The 20493-nt window shown below is 44.6% G+C and carries 13 protein-coding genes and 1 rRNA gene; 13 read left to right on the forward strand and 1 reads right to left on the reverse strand.

What is annotated here, in order from left to right; translation table 11 throughout:
• The first annotated feature begins 9 nt into the window (after nt 1-9).
• The 12 genes from rfbA to ligA all read left to right on the forward strand — a co-directional run bounded on the left by rfbA (nt 10) and on the right by ligA (nt 16621).
• Nucleotides 10-888, forward strand: a complete 879-nt coding sequence (rfbA, locus tag NSQ38_RS08610) for a glucose-1-phosphate thymidylyltransferase RfbA (RefSeq protein ID WP_339790460.1) — start codon at nt 10-12, stop codon at nt 886-888.
• Between the two features lie 54 nt (nt 889-942).
• The gene (locus NSQ38_RS08615; RefSeq protein WP_339788630.1) at nt 943-3621 is read left to right on the forward strand and encodes an LTA synthase family protein; all 2679 of its coding nucleotides are present in this window, start codon (nt 943-945) and stop codon (nt 3619-3621) included.
• A 63-nt stretch (nt 3622-3684) separates the two neighbouring features.
• Nucleotides 3685-4233 carry a dTDP-4-dehydrorhamnose 3,5-epimerase gene (rfbC, locus tag NSQ38_RS08620; RefSeq protein ID WP_339788633.1) on the forward strand — a complete coding sequence of 183 codons (549 nt, stop codon included), beginning with the start codon at nt 3685-3687 and terminating at the stop codon, nt 4231-4233.
• Nucleotides 4234-4350: 117 nt separating this feature from the next.
• The gene (rfbB, locus tag NSQ38_RS08625) at nt 4351-5373 is read left to right on the forward strand and encodes a dTDP-glucose 4,6-dehydratase (protein WP_339788635.1); all 1023 of its coding nucleotides are present in this window, start codon (nt 4351-4353) and stop codon (nt 5371-5373) included.
• Entirely contained in the window at nt 5373-6248 is an 876-nt protein-coding gene (gene rfbD / locus NSQ38_RS08630) for a dTDP-4-dehydrorhamnose reductase (protein WP_339788638.1), read from the forward strand. Before rfbB ends, rfbD begins: the two co-directional genes overlap by 1 nt.
• Nucleotides 6249-6333: 85 nt before the next feature.
• Nucleotides 6334-7272 (forward strand): glycosyltransferase family 2 protein, encoded by a 939-nt coding sequence (locus NSQ38_RS08635; RefSeq protein WP_339788640.1) that lies wholly within the window; start codon nt 6334-6336, stop codon nt 7270-7272.
• A gap of 91 nt (nt 7273-7363) precedes the next feature.
• Nucleotides 7364-8353, forward strand: a complete 990-nt coding sequence (locus tag NSQ38_RS08640; protein WP_339788642.1) for a glycosyltransferase family 2 protein — start codon at nt 7364-7366, stop codon at nt 8351-8353.
• Nucleotides 8350-9750, forward strand: a complete 1401-nt coding sequence (locus tag NSQ38_RS08645; protein ID WP_339788645.1) for an undecaprenyl-phosphate glucose phosphotransferase — start codon at nt 8350-8352, stop codon at nt 9748-9750. Before NSQ38_RS08640 ends, NSQ38_RS08645 begins: the two co-directional genes overlap by 4 nt.
• A gap of 130 nt (nt 9751-9880) precedes the next feature.
• Complete coding sequence (locus NSQ38_RS08650) at nt 9881-10756, forward strand: phosphatidylinositol-specific phospholipase C/glycerophosphodiester phosphodiesterase family protein (protein WP_339788648.1); 876 nt, start codon at nt 9881-9883, stop codon at nt 10754-10756.
• A gap of 115 nt (nt 10757-10871) precedes the next feature.
• Nucleotides 10872-11567, forward strand: coding sequence for a heptaprenylglyceryl phosphate synthase (locus tag NSQ38_RS08655; protein ID WP_339788651.1), 696 nt, complete (start codon nt 10872-10874; stop codon nt 11565-11567).
• A 402-nt stretch (nt 11568-11969) separates the two neighbouring features.
• On the forward strand, nt 11970-14324 hold the full coding sequence (pcrA, locus tag NSQ38_RS08660; RefSeq protein WP_339788652.1) for a DNA helicase PcrA: 2355 nt from the start codon (nt 11970-11972) through the stop codon (nt 14322-14324).
• Between the two features lie 281 nt (nt 14325-14605).
• Complete coding sequence (gene ligA, locus NSQ38_RS08665) at nt 14606-16621, forward strand: NAD-dependent DNA ligase LigA (protein ID WP_339788655.1); 2016 nt, start codon at nt 14606-14608, stop codon at nt 16619-16621.
• 129 nt (nt 16622-16750) lie between these two features.
• On the opposite strand, the gene NSQ38_RS08670 is transcribed toward ligA, so the two are convergent.
• Nucleotides 16751-18124, reverse strand: coding sequence for a molybdopterin-dependent oxidoreductase (locus NSQ38_RS08670; RefSeq protein ID WP_339310978.1), 1374 nt, complete (start codon nt 18122-18124; stop codon nt 16751-16753).
• Between the two features lie 710 nt (nt 18125-18834).
• Here NSQ38_RS08670 and NSQ38_RS08675 point away from each other — a divergent pair.
• Nucleotides 18835-20387: ribosomal RNA gene (locus NSQ38_RS08675) — 16S ribosomal RNA — on the forward strand.
• The last annotated feature ends 106 nt before the right edge of the window (nt 20388-20493 follow it).

Consider the following 20493-nt stretch of genomic DNA (forward strand, 5'->3'; position numbering starts at 1 on the left):
GTGGATTATTTGAAAGGAATAATTTTAGCTGGTGGAAGTGGAACGCGTTTATATCCTTTAACTAGATCAATTTCTAAGCAATTGATTCCGATCTATGACAAGCCAATGATATACTATCCTTTATCTATATTGATGTTGGCTGGTATTCGGGAAATACTTATTATATCTACACCAGAGGACACACCACGATTCCAACAATTATTGGGAGATGGATCAGAGCTAGGGATTCAATTAACCTATGAAATCCAAAGCTCACCTAATGGAATTGCTGAAGCATTCATTATAGGAGAGTCGTTTATTGGCGATGACAGTGTTGCTCTCATACTAGGGGATAACATCTTCTACGGACATGGTTTAACGAAATTGGTGAAGGAAGCCTCGGAGCGTTCTCATGGAGCAACTGTATTTGGCTATAATGTTAAAGATCCAGAACGATTCGGAGTTGTAGAATTCAATAAGGAAGGAAAAGCAATATCCATTGAGGAAAAGCCGGAAAAACCCAAGTCATCATATGCAGTAACTGGTCTATATTTCTACGACAATAGAGTTGTTGAATTTGCTAAAAAGATCGAACCTTCTCCGCGCGGCGAGCTGGAAATTACTGATATCAATAATGCCTATTTACAGGCCAATGAACTTAATGTGACCTTATTGGGTAGAGGGTTTGCCTGGTTGGATACGGGAACACATGAATCTTTGCTTGAGGCCTCACAGTTTATTGAGACCATTGAGAGACGTCAGAATCAAAAAGTAGCTTGTCTCGAAGAGATTGCATTCAGAAATGGATACATATCAACGGGACAATTACGTAAGCTTGCTGAACCGCTCAAAAAGAATGCTTACGGACAATATCTATTGGATATTGTAAACCGAGCTATAGAGGAATAAAGCGATTTAGGAAAGGTTGGAGAGAAGAGGAATCTGAAAGGATATTATTAAATAATGAATTACATCAAACTTCTTAGAATATACCTTACTACAATTGTATGCTTAACAGGGGTCATACTGGCTTCACCAGTTGACTCCTCAGCAAATTATATAGGTGCACTGGACAGCCCAAATGCGGAATCAGGTGTGTTTACGGATGAAATGTCCGTTTCTGGCTGGGCTCTTGATACAACCGGTGCAGAAATTTCACAAGTGAATATCTACATAGATGGACAAAAGCAGCCTGACGTTCAATATGGCTTGAGTCGGGGAGATCTTTTAGTTGCTTTCCCTGATCATAAGTATGCAGGGACCAGTGGCTTCTCGGGAAGCTATTCCGTAAGCGACTTAACTATGGGTGAACATACATTAGAAGTAAGAGTATTGAATTCTCTTGGAGAAGAGACTTCAGTTACTCAAGTACAGTTCTCTAACCAGTTGAACTTTCAAAGTGGAGTATTGCCGACTATTGTGAATAAAAACGGGGAAAAGAATCTTAATCTCTCTGGCTGGGTGTTCACAAGCAGGGATATCCATGAAGTTAAAGTATTTCTTGATGATAGCTTGATGGGGAATGCAAAATCGGGAATTCAACGTCGAGATGTTCAACAGGTTTTCCCTGATCAAAGCTATGCTGAATATAGTGGGTTTGATTACACGCTAAACATAGAAAATTTGGAGACTGGCTATCATACTCTAAAATTCATGTTTGTAACGGATCGAGGAGAAGAAATCTTATTCTATGAACATAATTTTGAGCAAAAGGCTAGTTTTTTAAAATATTATATAGGATCTATTTTAGGGCTATTTCTGATAGCTTGGATAGTTATATTCATTAAATTCAGACAAAGAATTAAGGATAATGTTAAAGTTCAGTTAGGGATTGTTCTTAGCTTAAATATTTGGTTTGTTGCTAGTGTAGTTATGAAATCCTTGATGTTCTCACAAGCTATTGGTCACCAAACTTATATAATCAATATATTGAGTACGGCAGCTGTGTTAGGGTTGATTCTTTTAATTGCTTCCTGGATAAAGAATCGGTACCTGCGTTACTCAATCATTATATTTATAAATGTTTTGATGTCTTTTGTTATTTTCACAGATATTGTATACTTGCGCTATTTCAATGATGTAACATCTATTGTTATGTTAGATTACGTTCAACAAACGACCAGTTTGGGCGATAGCATAAGAGAATTGCTCAAGCTTGAAGACATTTTGTTTTTTATGGATCCTCTACTTGTAATAGGTGTGTTGTTCTTCATAAGTCATCCACCTACAAAGGCAATTACAATAAATACAAAACTGTTCAAATGGGTATGTGGTATTCTTGCTATCCTATTCCTTACCACTCATTTGACTAAAATTATACATGATGATACAAATATTTACAAACAAACCTTCTCCAATCAAGAGGTCGCTAGTCGGCTTGGAATTTTTAATTATCACCTTTATGATCTATATCAGTATGCTAACCTTCTTAGGAATAAACCATCATTATCTACCTCTCAGAAATCAGAGATAAAGGATTGGTTTAAAGAACACAAAACGTACTATCCAGAGCAAACTTATTTTGGGACAGCCAAGGGAAAAAATGTAATCCTGCTACAGGAGGAATCTTTACAAACTTTTGTAGTTGGACTAAAAGTTAATGGCCAAGAGATCACTCCGAACCTGAATAAGCTACTGCAAGAAGGTTATTACTTTGATGAGTTTTATGATCAGACATATGGAGGCCGAACTTCAGACGGTGAATTAACGGCCTTAACATCACTTTATCCGCTTAGAGAAGGAACTATAAATTTCAGATATCCGCATACTCAAGTCGACACTTTACCGAAAATCATGTTGGAGAACGGGTACAGCACATTTTCAGCTCATGCTTATAAAGGCTCATTCTGGAACAGAAAAGCAGTCCATGAGAATTACGGCTTTGAAGTAACCAATTTCGAGGATGATTTTGAATTGAATGACTATGTGGGCTGGGGACTTTCAGATAAAGAGTTCTTCAGACAGTCAGTCCATAAAATAACGGATATCCAATCGCCATTCTTCGCATTTCTGATATCGCTAAGCAATCATCATCCGTATGATGTGGTTCCAGAAAGCGAGAAAGTACTGGAGCTAGGAGAATTGGAAGGGACCCTGATGGGGAATTATTTACACTCTGTTCACTATGCTGACAGCGCAATAGGTATACTGGTTGAAGAACTAAAGGACGCACAGCTTTATGACAATACGATGATTGCTATATATGGTGATCATGACGCAGGAATTCCAGGGGAAGAAATTCTGGATTTGGTGGAGTCGCCGGTACAGATTAATAAACTTGCTGATAAGATACCACTTATTCTACATGTACCTTCTAGTGATGTGATTGGAAAAAGTGAATTGAATTCAGGTCATTTGGATATTACACCGACTCTTCTGCATTTACTGGGTGTTGATCCAAAGGAGTATCTGCTTATGGGTTCCAATCTTTTCGGAGAAGAGCTTGAAGATCGTGTTGTTCCTTCGAGAGATGGAAGCTTTGTAACGGATGGTGTAGTATATAGTACGAATGTGTGTGCTAACCTAGCGGCTGGGCAAGCTACGGACTCGAATGTATGTGCACCTTATCTCGACGAGATCAGTAAACTGTTTGAGATTTCAGATACTTTAATCAAAACAGACATTAAAATTAAATTGGAATAATTGTAGTTAATCTGTGCAGGGTTTAATCATTTGTGTAGGGATATAGACTAAGGAGGAATTCAAGTGAAGGTTACCGCTCTGAAACTTGAAGGTGCAAAAATTCTTGAGCCCAAGGTTCATGGAGATCATCGTGGTTTTTTCATGGAGAGCTACAATGATCAGATTATGAAGGATAACGGCGTAAATTATTCATTTATACAAGACAATCAATCTTTATCTGTGGAGACTGGTGTAATTAGAGGCTTGCATTACCAACTCAATCCCAAAGCTCAAACCAAGCTTATTCGTGTACTATCAGGTGTAATCTACGATGTCATTGTAGATGTGCGCAAAAGCTCTCCAACGTTCGGTCAATGGGTAGGGGTAATCTTAAGTGAGCATAATCAACGGCAGCTACTTGTTCCTAAGGGATTTGCGCATGGCTTCTGTACACTTGTCCCTAACACACAGGTGTTATATAAGGTGGATGAATACTATTCCCCAGAGAACGATCGAGGAATTCTGTGGAATGATCCGTCACTTGGAATTGATTGGCCGACTTCAAACCCAATCCTTTCCGATAAGGATCAAAGACATCCGTTATTGGCGGATGCTGAGCTGAATTTTGATTAGACATAATGGCTCTTTGTAGGCATTAAATCGATAAAAAATCCGCTTATGTGTGCGCCTTATTCGCATACGAGACATACTATAAGTGTGTATATCAAAGAGTTATTTTAGGAGGGCTTTATGAAACTTCTCGTAACCGGCGGCGCCGGCTTTATCGGCAGTAATTTTGTTATGTATATGCTTAAGCAGCATCCAGATTATAAGATTATCAATATAGATGCGCTTACCTACGCGGGAAATCTGGAGAATTTGAAATCCATCGAGCAAAATTCCAATCATACTTTCGTAAAGGCTGATATTACGGATGTCCAGGCCATCGATCAACTGATGCAGCAAGGGATTGATGTAGTTGTCAACTTTGCCGCTGAATCACATGTAGACCGGAGTATTTTGGAGCCTGAGGTATTTGTGAAGACCAATGTACTGGGAACTCAGGTGCTCCTAGATGCGGCTAAGAAGTATGGTGTAACCAAATTTGTGCAGGTATCCACCGATGAAGTATACGGCTCACTGGGAGAGACAGGACTCTTCACTGAAGAGACACCTTTGCAGCCAAACAGTCCTTACTCCGCATCGAAGGCGGGCGGGGACTTGCTCGTGCGTGCTTATCATGAGACCTTTGGCTTACCTGTGAACATCACACGCTGCTCCAACAATTATGGTCCTTATCAATTCCCGGAGAAACTGATCCCACTTATGATTTCACGTGCGTTGAATGATGAGGCTCTGCCAGTCTACGGTGACGGATTGAACATTCGGGATTGGCTATATGTAGAGGACCACTGCAGCGCAATTGATCTGGTTATCCATAAGGGGCGTAATGGTGAGGTATACAACATTGGTGGCAATAACGAGCGAACTAACGTGCACATTGTGAAAACCATTCTGGAGCAACTCGGTAAGCCAGAATCCCTTATCAAATACGTACAGGATCGGCTTGGACATGACCGCAGATACGGCATCGACCCGACAAAAACGATGTCCGAACTCGGCTGGAAGCCAAAGTATACATTTGAAACTGGTATCAAAGAAACTATTCAATGGTATCTGGATAACAAGGAATGGTGGACCCGTATTCAGTCCGGGGTGTATCAACAGTACTATACCAAGCAATACGGATCTCGATTGGGAGACGATAAGTAATGAAGGTATTGGTTACGGGATCAAACGGACAATTGGGACGTGATGTCGTTCTTCTTTTGGAGAATGAGGGACATTCTGTTCTTGCTTGTGATCGGGATCAAATGAATATTACCAATCAGGCACAGTGTAATGAAGTAGTCTCGTCATTTCATCCTGAAGTGGTCATTCATTGTGCAGCATATACGGCCGTAGATGCAGCAGAGACCGATATCGATGGTGCGTATAAGGTGAATGCTGTGGGAACGCGCAATGTTGCTGTAGCGGCAGAAAAAACTGGAGCCAAGCTTATCTATATTAGTACCGACTATGTATTTGATGGTAAATCGGTAGATCCTTATCAAGAATATGATAATACGAATCCGCAAAGCGTGTATGGCAAATCCAAACGAGCAGGAGAATGGTTGGTGCAGTCGTTGTCATCCAGATGGTTCGTTGTACGAACGTCTTGGGTGTACGGACTTTACGGAAATAATTTTGTTAAAACGATGTTGAAGCTGGGTCAGGAAAAACCAAAATTGCAGGTTGTCCATGATCAAAAAGGATCGCCTACGTATACTGTAGATTTGGCAGGATTCCTTATGGAACTCATGGCTACAGAAATGTATGGAATATACCATGCCTCCAATAGTGGTACCTGTACATGGTATGAATTTACTCAGGCTATATTTGAGGAGGCTCAAACCACTGGAGGGGTATCCATTCAAGCAAAATTGGAACCTTGCACAACCGAACAGTTTCCCAGACCAGCTCCTAGGCCCGTCAATTCAGTGATGGACCACATGTCCATTCGGACAAATGACTTGACAGATCTCCGTCCATGGCGGGACGGACTAAAAGATTTTATTTTTTCCTTGTCAGAAACTAAACAATTATAACATCCTTTTAGGTAACTCTCGCTCTGGTATTTCTGGGCGGGAGTTTTCGTATATAATGAAGAAAAGTTAATTTTTGAGGTGAAACGTGAACCAGCCTATAGTATGTGTCATGCTTTCTACATATAACGGAGCAAAGTATATTGATGAACAACTCGAAAGCCTTCTTGTACAGAGTCAGGTAGATCTCCACATTCATATCAGGGATGATGGTTCTTCCGATGAAACTGTCCAGAAGGTTCGTGGGTATGCCAAGGCATATCCGGATCAGATTCGTATGATTGAAGGTGAAAATGTAGGCGTAATCGGAAGTTTTTTTGAATTAATGCGTCAAACGCAGCCTGTATACGACTTCTATGCATTTTGTGATCAAGATGATGTATGGAAGCCGTACAAACTAAGTAGAGCCGTCTCGAAATTGCAGTCTGGGCCATTAGACGTACCGCTGATGTATTGTTCTTCTACACAAATGGTAGATCAGGATTTGAACCATCTGAACGTATGGCCGCATCTGCCTCCAAAGCCGCTCAGTATGTATAATGCTCTGGTAGAAAACTGTTGTGTTGGTTGTACCATGGTCTTGAACCCAGTCACATTCGAGCAGATCAGGACGAATGCCCCGTCTGATCTAACCCACATCATCATGCATGATTGGTGGATATATCTTTTTGTTAGCTCTTTTGGTGAAGTGATCTTTGATGAAGAACCAACCATTTTGTATCGGCAACATCAAGGGAATGTTCTTGGTGGGAGCAATGATAAATGGTTCATAAAATGGAAGAACAGGTGGAACCGTTTCTTGAATGGAAAGAATCATTCAATTTTGAGTAAACAAGCGAGATTATTCTTGGAACTCTATAGGGATAAGTTATCTACTCAGCAGCAGAAGAACTTGCAACATTTTTTAAACCAACTGGATTGCAATGGGGTTAAAAGGATTGGTTATGCGGTTAAAATGCCTTTTTACCGTCAGGCATTTTTAGATGACGTTGTTCTTAAGCTTATATACGTGTTGAGGAAAATATAAATCGAGATATTGCCTTTGATCCCCACTCTTCCACCTATGATATGCTATACTTTCAGTAGTTAACATAGAGAAAAAGTCAGGAGTTTTTAAAATGCTTCAAACAACAGATACTCCTTTGCTGGAGGCATCGAAAATGAATAATACGTACCTTCTTGACGTCAGCATCATCATCGTCAACTATAAAACACGCCAGCTAACATTGGACTGTCTGGCATCAGTGTATGCATCCCAAACCTCTTACCATTACGAAGTCATTGTCATAGACAATGCGTCTCATGATAGCTCGGTGGAAGCGATTCGTGAGCTGTACCCGGACGTCCAACTCATCGCTAATCAGAACAACACAGGTTTCGCCGTAGCCAATAATCAAGGATTGGAAGTAGCCAAAGGACGCTATATCCTCCTCCTCAATTCTGACACGGTTGTCCAGCCTGATACACTCCACACCATGATCTATTTCATGGATCGCCATCCTGAGATGGGCGCATCTGGCTGTAAGGTGATTCTTCCTGATGGCTCCTTGGACAAAGCATGCAAGCGTGGATTTCCTACGCCATCGGCATCATTCTATTATGCATTCGGTATTTCTCGTCTTTTCCCTGATCGGCCGAAGTTTAATCAATATCAACTGGGGCATCTTAGCCCGGATGATGAATATCCAGTTGACTGTCTTGTCGGTGCGTTCATGCTAGTGCGGCGAGAGACGATTGAACAGGTTGGCGGATTGGATGAAACATTCTTTATGTATGGAGAAGATATTGACTGGTGTTATCGCATCAAAGAGGCGGGATGGGGCATTTTTTATTATCCGCGTACATATATTGTGCACTATAAGGGCGGCAGTGCTCGTCGTAAACCTTTGAAAATTACGTATGAGTTTCATAGAGCGATGTGGGTGTTCCACCGCAAACACTACGCGAAGAAGTACAATCTACTCACGAATACAGCTGTGTGGGTGGGCATCTCGCTCAAATTTACTTTGTCCCTGCTGCGCAGCAAATTGTCCCTTCCTTCTCGACAAGGGCAGACTGCAACCCGCATGAGAGCGGAGAATGAAGCATCTTCCGAGGTGAACCCATGATTCGGCGTAATCAACGATTTCTAACCCAATTGTATATTGCGGCTGATTTTGGCGTAATCCAGCTTTCATTTTTGTTGGCCTGGTGGCTGAAATTTGAGAGTGACCTGTTAACGAACCAAAATCCACTACCTATAGAGAAATATATGATGTGGAGCTTGGTTTACGCAGTTCTTGCCATCATCACAGGACTGATGTCCTCTCTGTATATAGCCAAGCGAAAAAAACGATTTGTAGACGAACTTTGGAAAATCGTTCAGTCTCATGGCATAGCCTTCTTCATGTTGCTGAGCCTGATGTTCTTTTTCAAGGAAGTAAACATCTCACGTGCATATCTCGCCATGTATATGATTGGCAATGTATCATTCACACTGTTTTATCGCTATATAGTGAAAGTGCAGCTGAAACGCTTGCGTAAAAAAGGCTTCAACCGTCAGTTTGTGCTCATCCTTGGTGCTGGATCACTAGGTAAACGTTTCTATGACAACCTTAAAAATTATCCTGAACTTGGATATGAAGTGACTGGATTCCTGGATGATTATCGTCACTGGGATCAGAGTGAACAGAAAAGGTACAAACCTATCCTTGGACGAATTGATGAACTGGAAGAATTCTTGTCTACGCATCTTGTTGATGAAGTCATTCTGGCATTACCTCTGGATGCTCATGATAAGTATTCGCATATTATCAATGTGTGTGAGAAAGCTGGTGTCCGGACACTAATCATTCCTGATTTCTTTGATTACTTGCCAGCACGGCCTCATTTCGACAACTTTGCGGGTATGCCCATGATTAATGTCCGTGATATTCCGCTGGATATTGCGGTGAACCGATTGATGAAGCGAACCTTTGACATAGTGTTCTCGCTAGTGGCGATTCTGTTAACTTCTCCGGTAATGCTCGTTGTCGCGGTAGGAGTACGGTTGACTTCTGCAGGACCAGTCATCTTCAAACAAGAGCGAGTTGGACTTAACCGACGCAACTTCATGATGTTCAAATTCCGCTCGATGAAAGTCATTCCTGAGAGCACAATGGACACAGGGTGGTCCACCAAGAATGATCCGCGACGTACGCCATTTGGTACATTTATTAGACGCACCAGCCTAGATGAATTACCGCAATTTTTTAATGTGCTGCTGGGTCATATGAGTGTTGTTGGTCCTCGGCCAGAACGTCCATACTACGTGAATCAATTCCGGGATGAAATCCCGAAATATATGATCAAACACCACGTCCGCCCGGGAATAACAGGATTAGCACAGAGCAAAGGATTACGAGGAGATACCTCGATTGAGGATCGAATTGAACAAGATATCTTTTACATTGAAAACTGGTCTTTATTATTCGATATCAAAATCATATGGGAGACTATTCGCAAAGGCCTCAAAAATGCTTATTAATAATGGAACACGATATAGGTATAGAATTTCATCCCACCATTTAACAGCCGCCTCGGGCGGCTATTTTGTTTTGTACCCCCTCAATTCGGGTAGTTAGCTAACAAAAAGGTACTGAGGATGTGAATGAGATATGAAACGCATTGCCGCCGTGTTAATACTACTGATCGTTACCGTGGGCACACTCTTTTTCGCCTATGAAAGCGAGAGTGAGGAACAACGGGACGGATTTACCGCTTATAGATTAATCGCCCACGCCATGGGCAGTATTCGTGATCAACCATATACCAACGCCTATGAAGCGATGATTGCCAATTACGAGAAAGGCACACGTGTTTTTGAGATCGACTTTATGCTGACCTCGGATCGCAAAGCCGTAGCCAGACATGAGTGGACCGCTAATATGAGTAAAATGCTAGGACAGGACCAAGAGCTTCCCGAGGAAAAACAGGCCGGGGCGTTGACACATGATGAATTCATGGATACGCCAATCTTGGGCATGTACCAACCCATGGATGCCGATGGCATTATAGATGTACTGGCTCAGTACCCGGATATGTATATCGTAACCGACACCAAGGAACAGAAGGATGAGGATATACAGCAGGTGTTAAGATCCCTCGTGGATGCAGCCAAAGAACATGATCCCTCCGTGCTGGATCGGGTGGTTGTACAGATCTATAACGAACCGATGCTTGAAACGGTGAAAGAAGTCTATGCATTCCCTTCCATTATCTATACGTTATATGCCACACAGGATACAGAAGCTCAGGTTGTTGATTTTGTACAAAAAAATGATATTGATGCCGTGACTATGCCGGAATATAAAGTAAACCAGAATTTTGTCGCTAAGCTGAATAGTGCAGGCTCAGTCACCTACGTGCATACTATCAATGACACTGAACAGGTGGCTAACTATGAGAAATGGGGCGTGTACGGGGTGTACTCGGACGTGCTGACGGAGCAGGAACTGGATGATATGAATACACGTTTTGCCTGGAAACCGTAAAAATTCATATTTTTCTGTTCCCCTTTTTATACGAACATTGACACTCACTGTCTGCTGACTTAGACTTAGTTTACAAGCTTTCTAGGATGCAGAAGAACCTCTGGAGGAATGTTCGTTGATAGACATGATTAAGCAGTGGAGACATGTATTTAAGCTTGACCCGGACAGGGAGATTACGGACGAAGAACTCGATCTGGTCTGCATGTCGGGGACCGATGCAATTATCGTCGGTGGCTCTTCGGGAATTACTTATGATAATACGGTAGATTTGATGTCCCGTGTGCGTCGTTATGAGTTGCCATGTGTGCTTGAAGTATCCGATCTGGAGGCGGTTGTCCCCGGGTTTGACGGATATCTGATCCCAATGGTCCTGAATGCAACGGACAGCAAATGGATGATTGGGCACCACCAGCAAGCTATAGAGCGTTACGGTTATCTTATCCCTTGGGATCTGCTGATTGCCGAGGGTTATATTGTGCTTAATGCAAACTCCACGGTAGCGCGGTTGACTGGTGCAGATACGTATCTGACGACAGGAGCTGCGGTGGCATATGCCCAGGCTGCGGAGCGTCTGCTCAATCTTCCAATCGTATACATGGAGTACAGTGGAACGTTCGGAGATATGGAGCTTGTTGGTGAGACACACAGACAAATGGAGCGGGCACACCTTATCTACGGCGGCGGAATTGATGATCCGGAGAAAGCCACGCAAGCTGCCCAGGTGGCAGATACCATCGTGGTAGGCAACATTGTGTACAGCGATTTGAATAAGGCACTTGAGACGGTGTTGGCTGTAAAAGGTACCATTTAATCGGTTTAGTTTACCATTCCCCCATTTTCCCCTTATGATCTGTTAAAATAGAACTTTGCCCTTACTAATTTTAAGAAGTTATATGAGCGTAATGTCGTTTACACGAGAACGTAGAGGACAGAAATAAGCTGGAGAAGCGAAGCATTCGCCTTTATTTCCGGTTTTTAACCTCTTACCAATAATTCGTATACAGGATTATGTTTACACGGAAACGGAGAGTGCAGAAGCAATCTGAAGAAACGAAGTGTTCGTATTTATCACCGGATTTTCCCTTTAATAAAGGGAATTGAAAAATCTGGGGATAACGACGATCGGAAGATGCTGCTGCAGTCGAAGTCCAAGTGTAACCGATAGCTCACTTATACCGACCGACCAACCAACCAACGAAAGGAGCATGCATGCATGCAACCTGTAAATATACATGATGCCGTTGCACGGCTTAACACCCCCCAACGGCAAGCCGTCGAGGCGACGGATGGCCCACTGCTGATTATGGCGGGAGCGGGCTCCGGCAAAACCCGGGTGCTGACACACCGGATTGCCTACCTCATTGCAACACGGAAAGCGCCCCCGTGGGGCATTTTAGCGATTACATTTACGAACAAAGCCGCCCGTGAGATGCAAGACCGCGTATCCCAACTGGTTGGTGGCTCCCAGGGCCGCGACATTTGGGTATCCACATTCCACTCCATGTGTGTGCGAATTTTGCGCCGGGATATTGAACGTATTGGCTTTACCTCCAACTTCAGTATTTTGGACTCATCGGACCAATTATCTGTAATTCGTAGCTGTATGAAAGACCAAAATATCGATACCAAGAAATTCGAGCCAAAAGCAGTTCAATCGATGATGAGCACGGCCAAGAATGAACTGATTAGTCCGGAGCAATATGAGAAGCAGGCAGGAGATTATTTCGAGGGTATTGTAGCGAAGATATATAAGATGTATCAGAAACGGTTAAGAGCCAACAACTCACTTGATTTCGATGATCTCATTATGCAGACCATTCAACTGTTCAAGGAAGTACCGGAAGTCCTCGACTTTTACCAAAAGAAATTCCAGTACATTCACGTGGACGAGTATCAGGATACGAACCGTGCACAGTACATGCTGTGCCGCATGCTCGCTGACAGCCACCACCGCATCTGCGTTGTAGGGGATAGTGACCAATCGATCTATCGCTGGCGCGGGGCGGATATCAGCAATATCCTGAACTTTGAGAAAGATTACCCTGAAGCAAACACGATTTTGCTGGAGCAGAACTATCGTTCAACTTCCAATATCCTGAATGCAGCGAATGAAGTGATCGGCCTTAATACAGGGCGTAAACCGAAGAAACTGTGGACGGACAAAGAGGGTGGTTCGAAGATCAAGGTATACCGTGCGGATTCCGAACATGATGAGGGGTATTTTGTTACCTCCGAGATTAGTAAAAATGTGAAGAACGGCAAATCCTATCAGAACCATGCGATTTTGTATCGTACCAACGCCCAGTCCCGGGTTATAGAGGAAATTCTGATCAAGTCTGATATTCCGTATCAGATTGTCGGCGGCATCAAGTTCTACGATCGTAAAGAGATCAAGGACATTCTGGCGTATCTGCGCCTGTTATCCAACCCCGACGATGATATCAGTCTCACCCGGATCATTAATGTACCGAAGCGTAGCATTGGTGATACAACGGTAGCGAAGCTTGCGGCTGCGGCAGGAGAGCGTGGAATTTCCATTTTCCGAGTACTGCAGGTCGTGGATGATCTTGGTTTTGCTGGACGTACGCGTAATGCGCTCGTGGAGTTCTATGACATGATCGCTGCGCTGCATCAGATGGTAGAGTATCTGTCTGTCACTGAACTGACCGAGAAGATCCTTGAGATGAGCCAATATCGTCTTGAGATGCAAAATGAAAATACACTCGAATCTCGTGCACGGCTGGAGAACATTGAAGAGTTCCTGTCGGTAACGATGGAATTTGAGAAAAATAATGAAGACAAAACGCTTGTTTCGTTCCTCACCGATCTTGCATTGATTGCTGACATAGACAGCATGAACGATGATGAAGAGGATCAGAGCGACGCGGTTACCCTGATGACCATGCACAGCGCCAAAGGTCTGGAGTTCCCGGTTGTCTTTATCGTGGGTATGGAGGAAGGGGTCTTCCCGCATAGCCGGGCCTTTATGGACAATGAAGAGCTGGAGGAGGAACGCCGACTTGCTTATGTGGGGATTACTCGTGCAGAAGAGCAACTCTTCTTGTCGTGTGCCCAGATGCGTACCTTGTTTGGACGTACCACAGCGAATCCCCCTTCCCGCTTCCTGGATGAGATTCCGGATGAGTTGAAGGAAGACACCTCCATGGCTCGTGATCGTTACCGTCGTGGCAGTAGCGGAGGCGGCTCATATGGTGGACGTGGGTTAGGTTCCAGTGGAGGAAGTAACTTTGGTGGTGGCACCAAGCTCTTTGATCACCAAAGCAAGAGCGGTTCATCTGCTACCTCATCCACGCCAACTTCGCGTGTGACTACAAGTGTCTCCCGACCAACGTATTCTACGCCATCATCTGCTTCCAAGCCGGCAGCTTCTAATGGTGAAGCAGGGTTCAAGGCAGGAGATAAAGTACAGCATGGTAAATGGGGGACAGGCACGATTGTTGCGGTCAAAGGTACAGGTAATGATACTGAGTTGCAGATTGCATTCCCGGCTCCGGTTGGTGTGAAACGTTTGCTTGCCGGTTTTGCCCCAATTACAAAAGTAGAATAAGAACGCAACTTCCTTTTGCACGATAACGGAGAGAGCAGAAATAACTTGAAGAAGCATAGCGTTCGCCTTTATCCCCGGATTCCACCTTTTAAAATGGATTAAAAGAAATCCGGGGATAACAGCGATCGGAAAGTTATTCTGTTATCGGAGTGTCAGTGTGGATATTCATTCATTGAAATTATGTAGTGATATCAACGATGGAACGTTTTTCTGTTATCGCAGTTCAGTGCAATAGGAGTGTTCGTTCTACATAGATCAAATTAACGGAGGGATGGCCCTGTATGGACCCGATGCACCGGATGGAGCAACTCGTTACCGAGCTGAACCAGCATAATTATCAGTACTACACGATGGATCAGCCACAGATCAGCGATAAGGAGTATGATCTTCTGTACGATGAACTGGTTACGCTGGAACAGGAAAGCGGCATGGTTCTGCCTGATTCTCCAACACAGCGTGTGGGTGGCGAACTGCTCAAGGGGTTTACCCCGCATCGCCACTTATCCTCCTTATGGAGTCTGGACAAAGCACAGAATATTGAGCAGCTGCGTAGCTGGAATACCCGTGTACTGAAACTGATTAATGACTATAACAGCAAAAATCCCGATACGCCTTTACCGGAACCAGGTTATGTCATTGAGTTGAAGTTTGACGGATTGACGCTGAACCTGACATACACCAACGGTGAGTTGGTGCAAGCCTCTACGCGAGGGAACGGTACCGTAGGCGAAGGCATTTTGGCTCAGGTGAGAACGATCAGATCGGTCCCGCTCAAAATTCCTTACACAAGCGGCACGATTGAAGTACAGGGTGAAGGTATCATGAACTTGTCTGTCCTGGATCGATATAATGAGACCGCGGCAGAACCGCTCAAGAATGCACGGAATGCAGCAGCGGGAGCACTGCGTAACCTGAATCCAAAGGCGACGGCTGAGCGTCGGCTGAACGCTTATTTTTATAACGTAGGTTATTCGGATGACATTCAGTTTACCAATCATCAGCAGATGATGGACTTCCTGCGTGAGAATCGCTTCAAAGTTAACCCATCGATTACTTATTTCCATGAGTTTGATGATGTGATGGAACAATTGGCTGCGATTCAGGAGAACCGGGGTCAACTGGACTATCTGATCGATGGAGCTGTTATCAAAATTACGGACATGCGCACCCGCGAGGTGTTGGGTTATACCGATAAATTCCCTCGCTGGGCTGTGGCCTATAAATTCGAGGCAGAAGAGACCACGACGGTTCTTAATGCTGTAGTATGGAATGTGGGCCGTACTGGCAAAGTAACTCCGCTGGCTCGCGTAGAACCGGTTGAACTTGCCGGAGTAACGGTACAGAACTGTACGCTGAACAATGTCGGCGATATTGAGCGCAAAAATCTGAAGTTCGCTCTGGGCACACGGGTCTTTATTCGTCGCTCCAACGACGTCATTCCTGAAATTCTGGGCAAAGTGACGGAGGAGAGTGATGGTGAGGAGATCGTCTTCCCTGAGCAGTGTCCTGCATGTGGATTCCCACTGGAGCAACGCGGAGCGCATCTGTTCTGTAACAATAGACTTGCGTGTAAACCGCAAACGGTGGCACGTATTTCCCATTTTGCTTCCCGTGATGCAATGGACATCGAGACGTTCAGTGAGAAAACAGCGATTCAGCTGTATGATGAATTGAACGTACGTGAGCCTGCTGACCTGTATACGTTACAGTTTGATGATCTGGTGAAGCTGGAGCGGTTTGGGGAAAAGAAAGCGAACAACCTTCTCGCTGCGCTTGAGCTTAGTAAAGATAGAGACTTGGCTTCCTTCTTATACTCACTGGGTATTCCGAACACAGGTAAATCGACAACGCGCATGCTGGCTGATCATTACCGAGATCTGCACGCCATTATGAATGCAACCGTAGAAGAATTGGTTGAACTACCTGACGTCGGCGGTATTGTGGCAGAGAGTATCGTAACTTTCTTTGCAGATCCGTTTACACAGGCGGCAATTGAGAAAATGCTCAACTTGGGTGTGAAAGCTCAGGCACCTGAGGCGCCAGCCGTTGCTGTTGTGGAAGATTCCTTTTTCAGTGGTAAAACGGTCGTCTTGACCGGAACGCTGCACCAATTGACGCGGGAAGAGGCGACGCAAAGACTGGAAGCGCTCGGAGCGAAGGTGACTGGCAGTGTGTCGAAAAAGACAGATCTGGTTATTGCCGGAGAGAAGGCAGGTAGTAAACTAACCAAAGCCCATGATCTCGGTATTCCAACGATTGAGGATGAGGACGAACTTGTACGTCTTTTGAATCCCTAGGGTTAAAGGATGAATTAACAGAAGAGCTCATATAATAAAGCCCCCGAAGACACGAATATGTGATCGGGGGCTTTTGCTATTTATCTAAATTATTTTTACAAAGAATGAACGCTCACCGATCTTATCTGATCATGATCCACTTAAATTGTTAGGAATGCGCTGAGATGCGCCTGTAAGCCATGCATCCTTATCATATCCTCGCTCTTCCCAGTAACCAATATGTTCGCTGTCGATGAGTTCAATGCGATTTAACCATTTTACCGATTTATAGGCATACATCTGAGGAATGACGAGTCGTACCGGACCGCCAAGATCAGCCGGGATAGGTTTGCCATCATGCATGACAGCGACCATAATATCTTCCATTTGTGCTTGATCCATCGTAATCGCATCTGTATACACACCATCACCGGAATAAAACTTCACACTGTGAGCTTCCGGTTTGACCCCGGCTTGTTTCAAAAGCTGTGCAAGAGAAATGCCTTCCCAGGTATTCTTATATACAGACCAGCCCGTTACACAGTGGAAATCACTAACCTGTACGGTACGAGCGAGCTTCACGAATTGTTCCCAGTTCCATACCTGTGCCCGTTCAACCAACCCATCAATTCGAAAAGACCAGTTAGCATTGGAGAAGGACGGTATGGGCGTAACCGTATATACGCGGAAATGACCTTCAGCTCCGCCTCCAATGGGAGGTGAAGAGGCAGACAGCGGTTGTGGCAGAGGAACCATACGGTTAGGATCGTTCTCCAGCATGCTATCAATACTATTATCGATCTTGAGATTTCGTCCTACCCAGGATATAAAAGTAGGTCCAAGAGTCACGGCGAGACCAACCCCCACAGCAGAACGGATGAAAGCTCGTCGTGTATACAACGGTTGAGGTCGCTCCTCAGATTTGAGGGGATCTCTCTCGGAACTGCGATCAAACTGTGAGGAAGATATAGCAGCCGGAGTTTCTTTTTCATCCGATATTGAATCAGATGGATCAGCTGTATTTTGAGTTTTTGTTGAAGTTGTAGTAGTTTTAACCGCACGACGTGCAGGGTCCTTTAACCATTTGGTCCGAGTGATGGAGTGATAGATAATATAAGGTAAGCCCACCCAAGTCAGCAGGTCATGGATCAGAAGTGCAGCATTCGACCATCGAGGTCCAGCCAGCTTGAACTGCCATAATACAATACCCGAGAGTAGCCAGCCTACTAGCAGCGCAAGAACAAAGATGGTGTTCACCCTTTGCCAAGGTCTATTACGAAGCTGCTTCCAGTGCTTTCCGGCTAAAATCAAGTAATATACCACGGGTGCCAGCATAGCTAGCCCAACGATGATATGTAGCCACTTTAACCATACACGCCCAATTCCGAGTATCTCTCGCCAAAAGCCGCCTACCAGCATAAGACCTGATATAGCAAGGATCACAACAATCCAGGCATTCCAAGCATGGATGGAAACCAACTTTTTGCCGTAACCTTTGCGCATGTTCTTCAACCATTGTTTCAATTGCGATCACCCCATATAGGTTAGTAATGAGTTTATTCAGAACTTTGATATGTAATAGCTAGCTGTGAATGGAGTACGTGATCTGTGTAAAGGTGCTATGCGAGATAGTTATACGATTGTGCATAGGCTACTTATGAAAGTAGTATACTTGACTGCTTAACCTTATCCCTATATCTATATACCTTATTATAGAGTTTTTGGATCACTTTCTTCAAACCAACAGAAGGGCAAGGATCGTTATCCCGATCGGTGCTCTAACTAAAACTCATCTAGACATTATTACTTGTGGTTATAGAAGGCAGTATTATAGAAATGATTTATTTCTTTTATATGTAATGCACTTTAAGGGTAGCCTTTCACTTGTTCAGATCATGTGCTAATCTGTCGAATACAGGTTGGAGACAAGACTCCGAAGATGAAGATATCATGATATCAAAAGGTTGATTAAAAATGCTTGCTAAATAAATCGCTACATGATATATTATTTCTTGTCGCTTCAAACGAATGATTGTCATAATCATTTGAAAGGTGACGAAAACAAAGTGTTGACAGTAAGTTAGTTAACATGATATGATAAGATTCCTGTCCGGTTGACAAACATCAACATAAACGGACATACAAGTTCCTTGAAAACTGAACAAATGGATAGTAACTTTTGATTCACAATGAATCGTCAGATTCAAAATGAGCTTATCGCTCTTTTCAATACTTTATTGGAGAGTTTGATCCTGGCTCAGGACGAACGCTGGCGGCATGCCTAATACATGCAAGTCGAGCGGACTTGAAGAGAAGCTTGCTTCTCTGATGGTTAGCGGCGGACGGGTGAGTAACACGTAGGCAACCTGCCCTCAAGTTTGGGACAACTACCGGAAACGGTAGCTAATACCGAATAATTGTTTTCTTCGCCTGAAGGAAACTGGAAAGACGGAGTAATCTGTCACTTGGGGATGGGCCTGCGGCGCATTAGCTAGTTGGTGGGGTAACGGCTCACCAAGGCGACGATGCGTAGCCGACCTGAGAGGGTGATCGGCCACACTGGGACTGAGACACGGCCCAGACTCCTACGGGAGGCAGCAGTAGGGAATCTTCCGCAATGGGCGAAAGCCTGACGGAGCAATGCCGCGTGAGTGATGAAGGTTTTCGGATCGTAAAGCTCTGTTGCCAGGGAAGAACGCTTGGGAGAGTAACTGCTCTCAAGGTGACGGTACCTGAGAAGAAAGCCCCGGCTAACTACGTGCCAGCAGCCGCGGTAATACGTAGGGGGCAAGCGTTGTCCGGAATTATTGGGCGTAAAGCGCGCGCAGGCGGTCATTTAAGTCTGGTGTTTAATCCCGGGGCTCAACCCCGGATCGCACTGGAAACTGGGTGACTTGAGTGCAGAAGAGGAGAGTGGAATTCCACGTGTAGCGGTGAAATGCGTAGATATGTGGAGGAACACCAGTGGCGAAGGCGACTCTCTGGGCTGTAACTGACGCTGAGGCGCGAAAGCGTGGGGAGCAAACAGGATTAGATACCCTGGTAGTCCACGCCGTAAACGATGAGTGCTAGGTGTTAGGGGTTTCGATACCCTTGGTGCCGAAGTTAACACATTAAGCACTCCGCCTGGGGAGTACGGTCGCAAGACTGAAACTCAAAGGAATTGACGGGGACCCGCACAAGCAGTGGAGTATGTGGTTTAATTCGAAGCAACGCGAAGAACCTTACCAGGTCTTGACATCCCTCTGATCGGTACAGAGATGTATCTTTCCTTCGGGACAGAGGAGACAGGTGGTGCATGGTTGTCGTCAGCTCGTGTCGTGAGATGTTGGGTTAAGTCCCGCAACGAGCGCAACCCTTATATTTAGTTGCCAGCACTTCGGGTGGGCACTCTAGATAGACTGCCGGTGACAAACCGGAGGAAGGTGGGGATGACGTCAAATCATCATGCCCCTTATGACCTGGGCTACACACGTACTACAATGGCCGGTACAACGGGCTGCGAAATCGCGAGATGGAGCCAATCCCAACAAAGCCGGTCTCAGTTCGGATTGCAGGCTGCAACTCGCCTGCATGAAGTCGGAATTGCTAGTAATCGCGGATCAGCATGCCGCGGTGAATACGTTCCCGGGTCTTGTACACACCGCCCGTCACACCACGAGAGTTTATAACACCCGAAGTCGGTGGGGTAACCGCAAGGAGCCAGCCGCCGAAGGTGGGATAGATGATTGGGGTGAAGTCGTAACAAGGTAGCCGTATCGGAAGGTGCGGCTGGATCACCTCCTTTCTATGGAGAATCGTTTCCTGCAACGGAAACATTCAAATAAGCAGGTTCTTAGAACCTGCAACAGCAACACAGTTACTTATCCATTTGTTCAGTTTTGATGGAATTT

The sequence above is a fragment of the Paenibacillus sp. FSL R7-0313 genome (genome assembly GCF_037969885.1).
GTDB lineage: Bacteria > Bacillota > Bacilli > Paenibacillales > Paenibacillaceae > Paenibacillus.

Excerpts from the sequence above, each read along its gene's own strand:
- ligA (WP_339788655.1), top strand. The coding sequence starts at position 14,606 with ATGGACCCGATGCACCGGATGGAGCAACTCGTTACCGAGCTGAACCAG.
- rfbD (WP_339788638.1), top strand. The coding sequence starts at position 5,373 with ATGAAGGTATTGGTTACGGGATCAAACGGACAATTGGGACGTGATGTC.
- NSQ38_RS08615 (WP_339788630.1), top strand. The coding sequence starts at position 943 with ATGAATTACATCAAACTTCTTAGAATATACCTTACTACAATTGTATGC.
- pcrA (WP_339788652.1), top strand. The coding sequence starts at position 11,970 with ATGCAACCTGTAAATATACATGATGCCGTTGCACGGCTTAACACCCCC.
- NSQ38_RS08640 (WP_339788642.1), top strand. The coding sequence starts at position 7,364 with ATGCTTCAAACAACAGATACTCCTTTGCTGGAGGCATCGAAAATGAAT.
- rfbB (WP_339788635.1), top strand. The coding sequence starts at position 4,351 with ATGAAACTTCTCGTAACCGGCGGCGCCGGCTTTATCGGCAGTAATTTT.
- NSQ38_RS08650 (WP_339788648.1), top strand. The coding sequence starts at position 9,881 with ATGAAACGCATTGCCGCCGTGTTAATACTACTGATCGTTACCGTGGGC.
- NSQ38_RS08645 (WP_339788645.1), top strand. The coding sequence starts at position 8,350 with ATGATTCGGCGTAATCAACGATTTCTAACCCAATTGTATATTGCGGCT.